This is a genomic window from Mesorhizobium sp. AR07, assembly GCF_024746815.1.
Taxonomy (GTDB): Bacteria; Pseudomonadota; Alphaproteobacteria; order Rhizobiales; family Rhizobiaceae; genus Mesorhizobium.
In genome coordinates, this window is the sequence record NZ_CP080525.1 from 4,381,609 (window position 1) to 4,395,083 (window position 13,475).

Genomic DNA, 13,475 nt, shown 5'->3' on the forward strand with positions numbered 1-13,475 from the left:
CTTCTGTCCCTGGCGGGCCTTCCCTGTCCAGCCCCGGGGCAGACCTTGCTGGCGCGCGGGCCGGCGCACGTGAATGTGACGCGCCCTGGCAACTCGTTCGTCGCGCCCTCGTACCTAATCCAATAGATTGATCCCCATGGACGTCACAGGAGCTCAGCCATGACCGACATTCAAAAACCAGCCGCCAGACACCAGTCGAACTTTTTCAGGAGCGCGCTCGCCGCACTCGCCCTTGCCGCCGCGGGCGCCGCCTTCTGGCTCACCCCGGCGGTTTCCGCCGAGGACGCGGTGGTCATCCCGCCGCCGGCAATGGACGAGAAGGCGGCCAGCGGCAGCGAGAAGGCGATCTTCGCCGGCGGCTGCTTCTGGGGCGTGCAAGGCGTATTCCAGCACGTCAAGGGCGTCAGCAAGGCCATCTCCGGCTACACCGGCGGCAGCAAGGACACCGCCGTCTACGAGACGGTCGGCTCAGGCCGCACCGGCCACGCCGAATCCGTCGAGATCACCTACGATCCCTCGAAGGTCACCTACGGCCAGCTGCTGCAGGTCTATTTCTCGGTCGCGCACAATCCGACCCAGTTGAACTTCCAGGGGCCGGACTCAGGCACGCAGTACCGCTCGACGATCTTTGCCGAAAACGACGCGCAGAAGAAGATCGCGCAGAGCTACATCGCCCAGCTCGACCAGGCCAAGGTCTTCCCCCAGCCGATCGTCACCACGCTGGAAACCGGCAAGACCTTCTATCCGGCCGAGAACTACCACCAGGACTTTTTGACGCTCAACCCGACCTATCCCTACATCGTCTACAACGACCTGCCCAAGGTGGCGAACCTGAAGCAGCTGTTCCCGGCGCTGTACAGCGAGAAGCCGGTGCTGGTGCTGTCGGCGAGCAATTGAGGCCGGCGTCGGCGGGACAGCGCCCCCCTCTGCCCTGCCGGGCATCTCCCCCTCAAGGGGGGAGATTACGCACTTAGCCGCTTTCGCCAGTTGTCAACGCTGTAAGGTGAGCGGGACAGCGAAGCTGCCAATCTCCCCACTTGAGGGGGAGATGGCTGGCAGGCCAGAGGGGGGTGCCTCGCGCCCTCAGCTACGCCTTTTCCGCCAGGATCATCAGCGATCCCACCGGTCGTAATCTCGCCAGTCCCGTCGCGTCTTCCGCTCGGGCAAGCCGATATCGTGCCTCAGATGGTCGTTTTCCGGTGGCAACCGCCGCTTGCCCAGCAGTTGCGCGGGCAGCGCCGACGCGATCCGCCATAGACGGCCGGGCAAGGAGGGCGCGCGGCCGCTGTTTGCCATGGCGGGTGCCGCGACACCGGCCGGCATGTCGCCATTGCCGCCTCGGGCGATCGGATCTTCATCAGCGGTAAAAGTAGGGTTCGAGAACCCTCACCTCCGTGATCTTGTCGACCGGCAGCGAGTTCATCTGGGCGGTGCTGCGGATCGCCTCCGGTGAGGGCGCGTCGTAGACGCAGAAGGTGTGCTTCTTGTTGGGCGACACGAAGGACTGCACCCAGGTCACGCCTTTCTCCGCGTTGCGCATGATGACGCCGCCCAGCGCGTCGGCGCCGGCTTCGTTCATCGGCACGTTGAGGCCGTCCGGAAATGTACGTTCAACCAGGTAACGGGGCATGGGAAGTTTCCTTTTCCAGTGCTTCACGCTCGATCCGAGCGCGGTTGGACAAAGATCACGCTGGCAAAAGACGCGCATCGGAGCCTTTCCCCATGTTTGGCGGGACGATTCCCCATGTTAACGACGTTCAGTGCTGGAGCCACAAAGCAGATACCGAGCCGGGCTATCCTGGCGGGCGAACTGGGGTGCGGCGGCAACCAGGATCACCATGAGCGAATGACCATGCTTCTGGAACGGCAGACACAGCTGTCGCAACTGGCCAGCCTTCTGGCGGAAGCCGCGCGCGGCCATGGTCATGTGGCGGCGTTGTCGGGCGAGGCGGGCGCCGGCAAGTCGGCGCTTGTCGATGCCTTCATCGGCGGTGCCGGCCAGGATGCGCGCATCTTCCGCAGCGCTTGCGAGGACCTGTCGATCCCCGATCCGCTCGGGCCGCTCTACGATCTTGCACGCGAGGCGCAATGGGCGATGCCGCAGGCGGTCGACGCCCGGCAGGGACAGCGGCTGCCGCTGTTCTCCGACGCGCTTGACGTTTTCGAGGCGAGGATGGACGCGACGCTGCTGGTGATCGAGGACCTGCACTGGGCCGATGACGCGACACTCGACTTCGTCCGCTTTCTCGGCCGGCGCATTGCCAGCACCCATATCCTGCTGCTGGTGACGGCACGTACCGATCGCAGCGAGGGGCAGATGCGCGTGCGCCGCGCGCTGGGTGAAATTCCGTCGGGCAGCGTTGCGCGCATCGACGTGCCGCTTTTGAGCGAAGCAGCTGTGCTGTCGCTCGCCGCTGCCGCCGGCCGCGACGGCGATGCCATCTACCGGGCCACGGCCGGCAACGCCTTTTTCGTCACCGAACTGTTGAGCGCCGAAAATGAAACGGCGCTGCCGGCCAGCGTGCGCGATGCGGTGCTCGCGCGCGCCGAACGCCTGTCGGCCGGCGCCCGCTCGATGCTCGACGCGGTGTCGGTGTTCCCAAGACGGGCCGATGCCTGGGCCCTGCAGGGCCTGTGCGGCGTGGCCAGCGCGGGCCAGCTGGCGGAATGCGTCTCGAATGGCCTGCTGGACGATCTGGGCGACTTCTATGCCTTCCGCCACGAAATTGCCCGCAGCGCCATCGAGACGATGCTGACGACAAGCCACAGACGAGCGTTCAACCAGCGCGCCCTGACAGCGCTGCTCGAAAAGGGCGACATTGCCACCGCGCGTCTGGTGCACCACGCGGTCGAGGCGCACAATCTGGAGGCGGTGCGCGAACTGGCGCCGGTCGCCGCCCGGGAGGCCTCCCGCATCGGCGCGCATCGCGATGCCGCCGGCTACTACGAGGTCGCCTTGCGACAGGCCGACGGCCTGCCGTTGGAAGAGCGCGCCGGTCTCTACGAGAACCATGCCTTCGAATGCCACCTGATTGGCCGGATCGCCGAGGCCATCGAGGCTCAGCAACAGGCGCGCGCGCTGCAGCAGGCCCTGGGCAATACGCTGAAAGAAGGCGACAGCCTCAGATGCCTGTCGCGCTTCGCCTATCTGATGGGCGACCGTCAGGCCGCCGACCTGTTTGGCGCCCAGGCGGTCGCGTTGCTGGAGACCGCCCCGGCCGGGCCGGAGCTGGCCATGGCCTATTCCAATCTCTCGCAGCTGGCGATGCTGGCCGAAAGGCTCGACGAGACATTGTCGCTGGGCGACAAGGCGATCAGGCTCGCCGAACAGCTGGACCGGCCGGACATCGTCTGCCACGCACTCAACAATGTCGGCGCCGCCGAACAATGGCTGGACCTGGCCAGCGCGCGGCGGCACCTTGCCCGCAGTCTTGAAATCGCGCTCGAGCAGAATTTCCAGGAACACGCGGCGCGTGCCTTCACCAATTGCGCCTGCAGTGAAATGAACCAGCTGGACTACGGCCAGGCTCGATCCTTTCTCGATCGCGGCATCGACTATTGCGTCGAGAACGACCTCGCGACCTGGCGTGACTACATGCGCGGCGTGCGAGCGCAGTTGCTGCTGCGTTACGGACGATGGGACGAGGCGGCTGCCGAAGCGCTGGAAGTCGTCACCAACGACCATGCAGCCGCGCTGGTGCGCTATCCCGCCTTGGTGGCTCTGGCGAAATTGCGCCTGCGCCGCGGCGATCCTTCAGCCGAGCCGCTTCTTGCGGAAATGAAGCGGTTTCTCGAAAAGGGGGCTGAGCTGCAGAGGCTGCTGCCCTATGCGGCGGTCGTCGCCGAACAGGCATGGCTGGGTGAGGCGGAAAAGGACGAGGCGCTGCGGCTGATAGACCTTGCCGAAAGCCTTTCGCCGAAGCCGGCGGTCTTCGCCGAACTGGCCAGCTGGCGGCGTTTGCTGGTGCCCGCAATCGGCCCCGGTGACACGTCAGGCATGGCCGCGCCCTACCGGATGCTTCTGACTGGCGACTGGCAGGGGGCGGCGGATTTGTGGGCCGCGATGGGCGCTCCCTTCGAACGCGGGCTTGCCCTGGTTCAGGGCGATGAGGCGGCGCAGCGCTCGGCGCTCGGGATATTCGAAAACCTCGGCGCCAGTCCGGTCGCCCAGCACGTGCGCGACCTCATGCGGCGAAACGGTGTCAATCACATCGCCCGGGGACCGCGCCGCACCACGCGCGCAAACAGCGCCGGGCTGACCCTGCGCCAAATGGAAGTGCTGCAGCTGATCGAGCGCGGCTTCTCCAACAAGCGGATTGCCGACCACCTCGCTATTTCGCCGAAGACGGTCGATCACCATGTCTCGGCGGTTCTGGGCAAACTGGACGCCATCTCCCGTGGCCAGGCCACGGCGGCGGCACGCGACTCGGGGCTGATCTGAAGCTGCATCCCGCCGGGAGGGTGTCGAGATCAGGTCGGCCGGCTGAATATCAGTACACCTCAGTCGTAGGTGAGGTCGGTCGCCTTGCCGCCGAACACCCGGTAGGCATAGAACGAATAGAAGATGATGACCGGCAGCACGACCACCGTGCCGGCCAGGATGATGGCCAGGCTTTCCGGCGCCGAGGCCGCCTGCCAGATGGTCAGACGATCGGGCACCACGAACGGGTAGAACGACCAGGCGAGACCGGCAAAGCCGAGCGCGAAGATGGCGGCCAGCGTCAGGAAGGGCGTCAGCGAATGACGGTCGTCGGGCCTGGGCAGATGGAAGGTCTGCCGCCACAGCCACAGGAACAGAAGCGCCGACAGGATCGGCAGCGGCGAGAGATAGAGCATCGAGGGCCAGACGAACCATTTGTCGAAGATGCGCGGGCTGGCGAAGGGCGTCGCCAGCGACACGGCGGCCATGCCGAGCGCGGTCACCACCAGTGCGGTGCGCAGCCAGCGCACCGCCTTCTTCTGCAAGTCGCCCTCGGTCTTGTAGATCACCCAGGCCGCGCCCATCGCCGCATAAGCCGCGGCAAGGCAGAACGCCACCAGCACGCCGAACGCCATGCCGCTGAAGCCCACGTCGAGGCCGAGCACATAGACGCCTAGCATATAGCCCTGCGCCAGCGAGGCGATGACGGAACCCAGGAAGAAAATACGGTTCCAGCGGTGTTTGCGCTCGGTCGGCACCTTGGCGCGAAAATCGAAGGCGACGCCGCGCAGGATCAGCCCGACCAGCAGCACGAACACCGGAATGTAGAGCGCGGTGAGGATGACGCCGTGCGCCAGCGGGAAGGCGACCAGCAGCAGGCCGACGGCCAGCACCAGCCAGGTCTCATTGGCGTCCCAGAACGGACCGATGGCCGCGATCATCGTGTCCTGCTCGGCGTCTTCAGCGGCGGCGAACAGGATGCCGATGCCGAGATCGAAACCGTCGAGAATGACGTAGATCAAAATAGCGAGGCCCATCAAGCTAGCGAAGATCAGGGGGAGTGCGGTCGGCCAGTCGAAGGTCATTTTTCTTCTCCTACTCGCCAGCCGTTCAATCGGATTGTGATCGGATGGACAGACCAGTTGTCGACGTCGGTGCCGCCCCTCATCGCCCTGCCGGGCACTTCTCCCCGTATAGCGACGGGGAGAAGGGAGCCGGCCGCAATCTCGACGCCTATTCTGCAACGCTGGTGGTTGGCGAAACCGGCGGCAACAGCGCCCCTCTCCCCGTCACTATACGGGGAGAGGATGCCGGCAGGCAGGTGAGGGGCAGAGCCGATGTCCGGATGCAGTGCCAAACCAAGCCGAAGCGATCGTCTATCTGTCTGCATGATATCTCCGCGAATCGGACACTATCCTGATCTTCGGTTCGGAAATCACTCTCCTGCGGCCGGCTGCGACAGCGGCGCGTTGAGCACGCCCGGCAGCGGCGATGAATCGCCGTCCTTCGCCGCCTTCAGCGCCAGATGCACCAGCACGCCGAGATAGGCGATCAACAAAAGCACGTAGAGAATGAGGTAGATGGCCAGCGTCAGCGCGACATGGCTGCCAGCCACCGGGCCGACCGCGTCGGCGGTCTTCAGCACGCCGGTCACCAGCCAGGGCTGGCGGCCGATCTCGGTGGTGTACCAGCCGGCCAGCGTCGCCAGCCAGCCCGACAGCGCCATCGGCACCATCAGCAGGGCGAGCGGCTTGGGCAGGCTGTGCCGGCGCTTGAGGAAAAAGGCCGCCGACCAGGAAACTGCAAGCATCAGCAGTCCCGTGCCGACCATGATGCGGAAGCTCCAGAAGATTGGAAAGACCGGCGGATGGTTGCCCGGATAGTCGTTCAGCCCCGGCACCACGCCGCTGGTGCTGTGCCGCAGCACCAGGCTGGCGCCGTCGGGAATGGCAATCTCGAACCTGTTTTCCCTGGCGGCCTCGTCGGGCAGTGCAAAGAGCACCAGCGGCACGTTGGGGCCGGTGTTCCAGTTGGCCTCCATGGCGGCGATTTTCTGCGGCTGGTGCTCCAGCGTGTTCAGCCCGTGCTGGTCGCCGGCAAAGATCTGGATCGGGATCAGGATCGCCGCGGTGAAGACACCGGTGCGCAGCGCCTTCCACATCGATTCCGAACGGTCGCCGTAGAGATAGCGCAGCGCCGACAGGCCGGCGATCAGGAACGACACCGTAAGGCCGGAGGCCAAAAGCATGTGGACCAGGCGGTAGGGCATCGACGGGTTGAAGACGATCGCCCACCAGTCGACGGCATGCGCCACGCCATCGCGTATCTCGAAGCCGGCCGGCGTCTGCATCCAGGAGTTCAGCGCGATGATCCAGAAGGCCGACAGTGTCGTGCCGCCGGCAACCAGCACCGTCGCCAGCGTGTGGATGCGGTTGGAGACGCGGCGGAACCCGAACAGCATGATGCCGAGAAAGGCGGCTTCGAGGAAGAAGGCGGTGAGGATCTCGTAGGCCAGCAGCGGTCCGGCAATGTTGCCGACCTTCTCCATGTAACCCGGCCAGTTGGTGCCGAACTGGAAGCTCATGGTGACGCCCGACACCACGCCCATGGCGAAGGACAGCGCGAACACCTTCACCCAGGTGAAATAGGCGCGCATCCAGGCGGAATCGTTGGTCTTGTTGTAGCGGAGCTTGAAGAACAGCAGCACCCAGCCAAGCGCGATGGTGATCGTCGGAAACAGGATGTGGAACGAAATATTCGCGCCGAATTGCATGCGCGAAAGGATGAGCGGGTCCATGGCGGGCTCCGGCTGCTTCTAATGCGCGGAGGATAGGCCTGTCGCGCGCGATGGTCAAAGCGGCGTGGCGTCACGCGGGGCGCGTTGTCGCAGCAGATCAGGGAAAAGTATCACCACGCGGACAGGCGGCGGGACCCGCAACGATTGTCGAGAACTGGCAGCAGCGGCATTGACTTCCGGTTGCACGCACCGACATTCGGCCTATATCAGGGGACCTCTTTCAGGCAGCCGTTTTCAGCCATGTCCTCCATCCTGTCCATTTCCGGGGTCTCCAAGACCTACGCCACCGGCTTCACCGCGCTCAAGGAAGTCAATCTCGATATCCAGCGCGGCGAGATCTTCGCGCTGCTCGGCCCCAACGGCGCCGGCAAGACGACGCTGATCTCGATCGTCTGCGGCATCGTCAACCGCTCGTCGGGCACCGTCACCGTCGACGGCCACGACATCAACCGGGACTACCGCGCAGCGCGCAGCCTGATCGGCCTGGTGCCGCAGGAACTGACCATCGACGCCTTCGAGAGCGTCTGGGCGACGGCCAGCTACAGCCGCGGCCTGTTCGGCAAGCCGGCCAACCCGGCCTTCGTCGAGAAGGTGCTGCGTGATCTCTCCCTATGGGACAAGAAGGATGCCAAGGCGATTACGCTCTCGGGCGGCATGAAGCGCCGGCTGATGATCGCCAAGGCGCTGTCGCACGAGCCGCGCATCCTGTTCCTCGACGAGCCGACCGCCGGCGTCGACGTCGAATTGCGCCAAGACATGTGGGCGATGGTGCGCCGGCTGCGCGAGGATGGCGTCACCATCATCCTCACCACCCACTATATCGAGGAAGCCGAGGCGATGGCCGACCGCGTCGGCGTCATCAACCGCGGCGAGATCATCCTGGTCGAGAACAAGGCCGAACTGATGCGCAAGCTCGGCCGCAAGCGGCTGGTGCTGGAACTGCGCAGCCCGCTGACGGCGATACCGGAGGCGTTCTCGCGCTACGCGCTGGAGCTGTCGCCGGATGGCGGGCAACTGACTTACACCTATGACAACCAGGCCGAGCGGCCGGGCGTCGCCTCGCTGATCCGCGATCTCGAGGCCGGCGGCATCCAGTTCCGCGACATCGACACGCAAAACAGCTCGCTCGAGGAGATCTTCGTCAATCTGGTGAGGAGAGAGCCATGAGCCTGCGCGCCACCATGAATCTTCGCGCGGTATGGGCGATCTACCGGATGGAAATGGCGCGTGCCTTCCGCACCGTGCTGCAGAGCATCGTCTCGCCGGTCATCTCGACATCGCTCTATTTCGTCGTCTTCGGCTCGGCCATCGGCTCGCGCATCACCGAGATCGACGGCATCAGCTACGGCGCCTTCATCGTGCCGGGGCTGATCATGCTGTCGCTGCTGACGCAGTCGATCTCCAACGCCTCCTTCGCCATCTATTTTCCGAAGTTCGTCGGCTCGATCTACGAACTTCTGTCGGCGCCAGTCTCCTATCTGGAGATCGTCATCGCCTATGTCGGCGGCGCGGCGACCAAGTCGATCATCCTCGGCTTGATCATCCTGGCAACTGCCTCGCTGTTCGTGCCGCTGACCATTCTGCATCCGTTCTGGATGGTCGCCTTCCTGGTCTTGACGGCGGTGACCTTCAGCCTGTTCGGCTTCATCATCGGCATCTGGGCGAGGAGTTTCGAGCAGCTGCAGCTGGTGCCGCTCTTGATCATCACGCCGTTGACCTTCCTCGGCGGCAGCTTCTATTCGATCAACATGCTGCCCGAAATCTGGCGCACGATCACGCTGTTCAACCCGGTCGTCTATCTGATCAGTGGCTTCCGCTGGAGCTTTTACGGCAAGTCCGATGTCTCGGTCGGCGTCAGCCTCGGCATGACGATCGTCTTTTTGCTGGCCTGCATCGCGATCGTCGCCTGGATCTTCAGGACGGGTTATCGGCTAAGGAACTGATGGCTTCACTGGGCCACCTCCCCCCGCTTCATGGCAAGGCAATCGCATACGGATTTTTGCGAAGAAGGACTCCCCACCCTAACCCTCCCCACAAGGGGGAGGGAAGCTGCCGCGCTCTTCCTCTTTGGCGTCAACGTCGGCAATTTACCGAGATCAGCGCCTACGGAATCCCCCTCCCCCTTGTGGGGAGGGGTTAGGAGTGGGGGTATTCGTAGGGCGAAAGCCTCTGCAACTGCCCCGCTTCTCCGGGGCGAGGAACCCAGGCCCTGTCAAATCGCCTTGAGCAGCCGCAGCAGCCCCAGCATCTCGAAATAGGTCCCCTCGCGGAAGGCGATGTAGACCGGCTCCTCGACGCCGTGGAAGCGGCGTTTGAACGCCGCCTGGCCCTGCAGGTTGAACCTGCGGCGGTTGACCCATGGCGAAGAGTAGGCGCGCTGGAAGGCATTGCGCCAGAAATCGCTTTCGGCAAATCCGCTCGGGCCAACGTCGAGCATCGGCGACAGGCCAAGCGTGACCACGGAGATGTCTTGCTCGCGAAAGCGGTCGACGGCGAATTTGGTCAGGCCGATCTCGGCATGCGGCGAGGCGTCGATGTGCTTGCGCTTGAACGCCGTGGTGTAGCCGATGACCTTGCCGTTGCGAAACAGCGGGTCGAAGTCGAGCAGCGCGACCAGTCCGCCATCGGGGCCGTGCAGGACGAAACGGCGCATGTCGGTGCCGACATGGTCGGCAAACGGGCGGTTGAGAAAGCCCATCTCCCAGCGCTTGACGATGCGGTCGCCGCGCCAGTTTTCGGAGAGCCGGGCGATTTCGTCGAGATGGATGGTCCGCTTGTCCTCGTCGAACGAAAAGCCCTTCTTCAACAGCCAGCGCTCGGAATAGCGCACGGTCTCGTTGCGCTTTCCGGAAAAGTCATGGTCGGGCAAGGTGAGGCGGGTGTCGATGCCGAGACGATTGACCTTGTAGCCGAGCTCGGCCAGCACCCGTGCCGTCTCCTCGCCAATCTGCACGAACCACGGGCTGCCGGCGGTCTCGACGAAGCGTCTGATGTAATCGGGCCGCAGCATTGGATCCGCCACCGGATCGCCGAGCGCGAAATGCTGCTTCATCTTGCTGCCGAAGGCGATGTAGCCGTCGGCGTCGCCAAAATAGGAAAGCTTGCCCTGGACCGCGGTGGAGTAAGCAAGCGAGAAGTCGCCATGGCGGCGCACAAGCGCCAGGCGCTCGACATGAGTCAACGCCTGACGCGCCACCTTGGGCGCCGCGGCCTCCAGGATTTTGTCGAAATAGATCCGCAAGGAGGGCATGGTCGAGATTCCGGGTACCGCCTACAGCGCCACGCGTCCTGGGCGCGCAAAGGTGCTGTACACTTTGATTCTGCGCATGACCTCGAAAATCGAACTCGATTTCGAGCATGCGCGTGGGGGATAACAGAGACCCGCCAACCCCCAGGCCTCGAATCAATCACATTGCCGCGACCTGATTATCGCTGATATCGCGCATATGCCATATAGTGCGCAACCGCGGCCCGGCGTATGGCTCGAAAATCGGCGGTGGTTTGTTGTATGGATCCTGCGCGGGATCAAACGGTTACAGCGTCCTGCGCGTTTTGGCGCGACGGTCGAACAGGGAACTCGAGAGTGAATGGCTGATACGACAATCAGACGGATGACGGGTCGGCCGGTGACAGTCGAACCGGCAATCGTCGTCGGCGCCGGTGCTGCTGGCCTGGCCGCGGCGTACGCCTTGATGAAGGCCGGCGTGCCGACGGCGATCCTGGAAAAGGAAAGCCGGCTGGCCGAGCCCTGGCACCGGCGACACCGGCAGCTGCATCTCAACACCCACCGCGATTTGTCTTCGCTGCCCGGCGTCAGCTATCCCGCCGGCACGCCGGCATTCCCGCACCGGACCCTGGTCATCCGCCATCTCAACGAGTTCAGCGAGACGCATGGGCTGCCAGTGGAGTTCGGGGTTGCTGTCGAAAAGATCGCCTTCGAGGGTGATCACTGGGCGGTGCTGACCAGTGCCGGACCGCGCCTGGCCCGCCATGTCGTCATCGCCACCGGGCGCGACAGGCAGCCGTTCATTCCCGAATGGAAAGGCATGAAGGGTTTCGCGGGCCGTATCGTTCACGCGGCGGATTTCGGTGACGCCAAGGACTATGCCGGCCAGAAAGTGCTGGTCGTCGGCGCCGGCAATTCGGGTTTCGACGCGCTCAATCATCTGGCCGACATAGACACGGCCGCCATCTGGCTGTCGGCCCGCAATGGCCCCGCCCTCCTACCCAAGCGCATTGGCCAGATCGCCGTGCACCGGCTCTCGCCGTTCATGGCGCGCTTGCCCTTGCGGGTCGCCGATGCGGCGATCGCGGCAACGCAGCGCCTGGTTTTCGGCGACCTGACCAAATTCGGCATGCCGCCCGCGCCTGCGGGCGGCGCCAGCCGCCTGACCTCGGATTACACCGCCATCGCCGCCGACGATGGCGCCGTCAGCGCCATCAAGTCGGGCAAGATCATCGTCGTGCCGGCCATCCGGGAGTTCGCCCGCGACGGTGTGATTTTGGCCAACGGCAACCTGATCCATCCCGACATCGTCATTGCCGCGACGGGCTACCGCACCGGGCTGGAACAGATGGTCGGCAAGCTCGGCGTCCTCGACAGCAAGGGCGTTCCGCTGTTCAACGGCGGGCAAGCCGATCCGAACTTGCCCGGCCTGTGGTTCACCGGCATGCGGCCGAGCATTCGCGGCTGCTTCGCCAATGCCAGCATCATGGCCAAGGCGATCGCCAAACGGATTGGCTCCGCCGGCGTCTCCCGCCAATCTGGTGCCTCAGGCTGATTTCGGTTCGAGCCGCCGGAAACCGACGGCTTCCATCAGCATGTCCTCGTCGACCATGCCGGCATTGTGAAGCGCAAGCAGGTTAAGGGCGATTTCCCGCGCGTCGGCCGAATCGGGAAGTGCCTCGCGCCGCCGACAGGCTTCGTCGAAGACGCGCTGCAGCTTGGCGATATCGGCAGGCTTGAGCAAGCCACGGTCATAGACGGACTTCGGCATGGCGACGGTCTCCTTAGGGAGGAGCTAGGGCGCCCTTCCTAAATTGACAATCTTTCCCGAGGCTTGAGCCAGGACAAATCGCATCGGCACGGCCGACATACTTATCCAGGCGTTTGCGCTACCCCTTGTGTGTTTGGAATATGCATAATGGAGGGTGCCACGAACCGGTGGATGTTCCGGTTCGTGGCGGCGGTCGAGAGCCCGTCGCCCCTCAGGTGGCCTAAACCGTAGGTGAGCTGGGGCCCGACCGCCTTCTTTGTGAACCCGAACAGTTGCAAGGGGCAAGCCCCCGCACACAAGGAAGGGATTGAGGAGATGGCTGAAGAGACGGTTCAGGACGTCGGTATTGACGTCGCCAAGTGGTGGCTCGATGTGTCGGTGTTTCAGACGCTAGAACGAGCCCGTTTCGACAACGACAAGGACGGCTGGGCCGAGCTGATCAAGTGGCTGACGGGTCGCAATGTGCGCGCCATCGGCATGGAGCCGAGCGGCGGCTATGAGCGCGGTGTGGCCAAGGCGCTGCGCAAGGCGAACCTGCCGGCCAGGAACGTCAATCCGCACAAGCTGCGCCACTATGCCCGCGCCCTTGGCCGGCTGGCCAAGAACGATCGCATCGATGCGCTGCTGATTGCGCGCTACACCGCCGAACTGCCGACCCGGCCGGTGCGCTGTGACCCAATCGCCGAGCAACTCGCCGATCTGGTCGTTGCCCGCAGGCAGCTCAGCGACGACAAGGTCAGCCTCGCCAACCAGCTCGAGCAGATACGCGAGCCGACGGTCAAGCGCATGTTCACCCGGCGGCTGCGGCGCATCGAGCTCGATATCGCTCTGCTTGCCAAACGGATGGCCGAACTCGTCGCCAGCCAGCCAGCGCTCGCGGCCAGGGATCGCCTGATCCAGTCCTTCTGCGGTGCCGGCCCAGTGTTCAGCCACACCGTGCTTGCTCTGGCTCCCGAGATTGGTGAGGCCTCGCGACGAGAGATCGCAGCCCTTGCCGGCCTCGCGCCCTACGACTTCGACACCGGCACTTTCCGAGGCAAGCGCAGCATCTGGGGTGGCCGTCATGACGTGCGCAGGGTGGTCTACATGGCAGCACTCACCGCCAGTCGCTCCAATCCTGTGCTCAAGGCTTTCCATCAGCGCCTCATTGCAAACGGCAAGGCGCCGAAAGTCGCTCTCATCGCCGTCGCGCGAAAGATACTGACCATCCTCAGTGCCATGATCCGAAACAACGAACCGTGGAACCCAGCCCGACCCTGAC

At 64.4% G+C, this 13,475-nt stretch carries 13 protein-coding genes; 7 read left to right on the forward strand and 6 right to left on the reverse strand.

Annotation, left to right across the window (positions count from 1 at the left end; all coding sequences use genetic code 11):
• Positions 1–159: 159 nt before the first annotated feature.
• On the forward strand, positions 160–897 hold the full coding sequence (gene msrA / locus BPNPMPFG_RS22220; protein ID WP_258590803.1) for a peptide-methionine (S)-S-oxide reductase MsrA: 738 nt from the start codon (positions 160–162) through the stop codon (positions 895–897).
• Between the two features lie 213 nt (positions 898–1,110).
• Here msrA and BPNPMPFG_RS22225 read toward each other — a convergent pair whose 3' ends face one another.
• Both BPNPMPFG_RS22225 and BPNPMPFG_RS22230 read right to left on the reverse strand, forming a co-directional pair.
• A complete protein-coding gene (locus BPNPMPFG_RS22225) occupies positions 1,111–1,323 on the reverse strand; it encodes a hypothetical protein (RefSeq protein WP_258590804.1) in 213 nt (70 codons plus the stop codon).
• 34 nt (positions 1,324–1,357) lie between these two features.
• On the reverse strand, positions 1,358–1,630 hold the full coding sequence (locus BPNPMPFG_RS22230) for a DUF4242 domain-containing protein (protein ID WP_258590805.1): 273 nt from the start codon (positions 1,628–1,630) through the stop codon (positions 1,358–1,360).
• A gap of 222 nt (positions 1,631–1,852) precedes the next feature.
• Here BPNPMPFG_RS22230 and BPNPMPFG_RS22235 point away from each other — a divergent pair, with 222 nt between their 5' ends.
• A complete protein-coding gene (locus BPNPMPFG_RS22235; RefSeq protein WP_258596858.1) occupies positions 1,853–4,441 on the forward strand; it encodes a helix-turn-helix transcriptional regulator in 2,589 nt (862 codons plus the stop codon).
• Positions 4,442–4,500: 59 nt separating this feature from the next.
• On the opposite strand, the gene BPNPMPFG_RS22240 is transcribed toward BPNPMPFG_RS22235, so the two are convergent.
• Positions 4,501–5,505 (reverse strand): cytochrome d ubiquinol oxidase subunit II, encoded by a 1,005-nt coding sequence (locus tag BPNPMPFG_RS22240; protein ID WP_258590806.1) that lies wholly within the window; start codon positions 5,503–5,505, stop codon positions 4,501–4,503.
• Between the two features lie 350 nt (positions 5,506–5,855).
• Positions 5,856–7,217: a cytochrome ubiquinol oxidase subunit I gene (locus BPNPMPFG_RS22245; protein WP_258590807.1), complete on the reverse strand. Its 1,362-nt coding sequence runs from the start codon at positions 7,215–7,217 to the stop codon at positions 5,856–5,858.
• Positions 7,218–7,457: 240 nt separating this feature from the next.
• Here BPNPMPFG_RS22245 and BPNPMPFG_RS22250 point away from each other — a divergent pair, with 240 nt between their 5' ends.
• Positions 7,458–8,384 (forward strand): ABC transporter ATP-binding protein, encoded by a 927-nt coding sequence (locus BPNPMPFG_RS22250; RefSeq protein ID WP_258590808.1) that lies wholly within the window; start codon positions 7,458–7,460, stop codon positions 8,382–8,384.
• Between the two features lie 14 nt (positions 8,385–8,398).
• A complete protein-coding gene (locus BPNPMPFG_RS22255) occupies positions 8,399–9,160 on the forward strand; it encodes an ABC transporter permease (protein ID WP_258596860.1) in 762 nt (253 codons plus the stop codon).
• Positions 9,161–9,429: 269 nt separating this feature from the next.
• Here BPNPMPFG_RS22255 and BPNPMPFG_RS22260 read toward each other — a convergent pair whose 3' ends face one another.
• Entirely contained in the window at positions 9,430–10,467 is a 1,038-nt protein-coding gene (locus BPNPMPFG_RS22260; RefSeq protein ID WP_258590809.1) for a phosphatidylglycerol lysyltransferase domain-containing protein, read from the reverse strand.
• Between BPNPMPFG_RS22260 and BPNPMPFG_RS22265 the strand changes: the two genes are divergently transcribed.
• Together BPNPMPFG_RS22265 and BPNPMPFG_RS22270 are read left to right on the forward strand one after the other, a co-directional pair.
• Positions 10,466–10,591 (forward strand): hypothetical protein, encoded by a 126-nt coding sequence (locus BPNPMPFG_RS22265; protein ID WP_258590810.1) that lies wholly within the window; start codon positions 10,466–10,468, stop codon positions 10,589–10,591. The genes BPNPMPFG_RS22260 and BPNPMPFG_RS22265 overlap by 2 nt on opposite strands.
• Before the next feature lie 213 nt (positions 10,592–10,804).
• On the forward strand, positions 10,805–11,998 hold the full coding sequence (locus BPNPMPFG_RS22270; protein ID WP_258590811.1) for a flavin-containing monooxygenase: 1,194 nt from the start codon (positions 10,805–10,807) through the stop codon (positions 11,996–11,998).
• On the opposite strand, the gene BPNPMPFG_RS22275 is transcribed toward BPNPMPFG_RS22270, so the two are convergent.
• Positions 11,990–12,214, reverse strand: coding sequence for a hypothetical protein (locus BPNPMPFG_RS22275; protein ID WP_258590812.1), 225 nt, complete (start codon positions 12,212–12,214; stop codon positions 11,990–11,992). The two genes, BPNPMPFG_RS22270 and BPNPMPFG_RS22275, sit on opposite strands and share 9 nt — an antisense overlap.
• Before the next feature lie 315 nt (positions 12,215–12,529).
• Here BPNPMPFG_RS22275 and BPNPMPFG_RS22280 point away from each other — a divergent pair, with 315 nt between their 5' ends.
• Positions 12,530–13,474, forward strand: coding sequence for an IS110 family RNA-guided transposase (locus BPNPMPFG_RS22280; RefSeq protein WP_258590634.1), 945 nt, complete (start codon positions 12,530–12,532; stop codon positions 13,472–13,474).
• Position 13,475 lies beyond the last annotated feature (1 nt).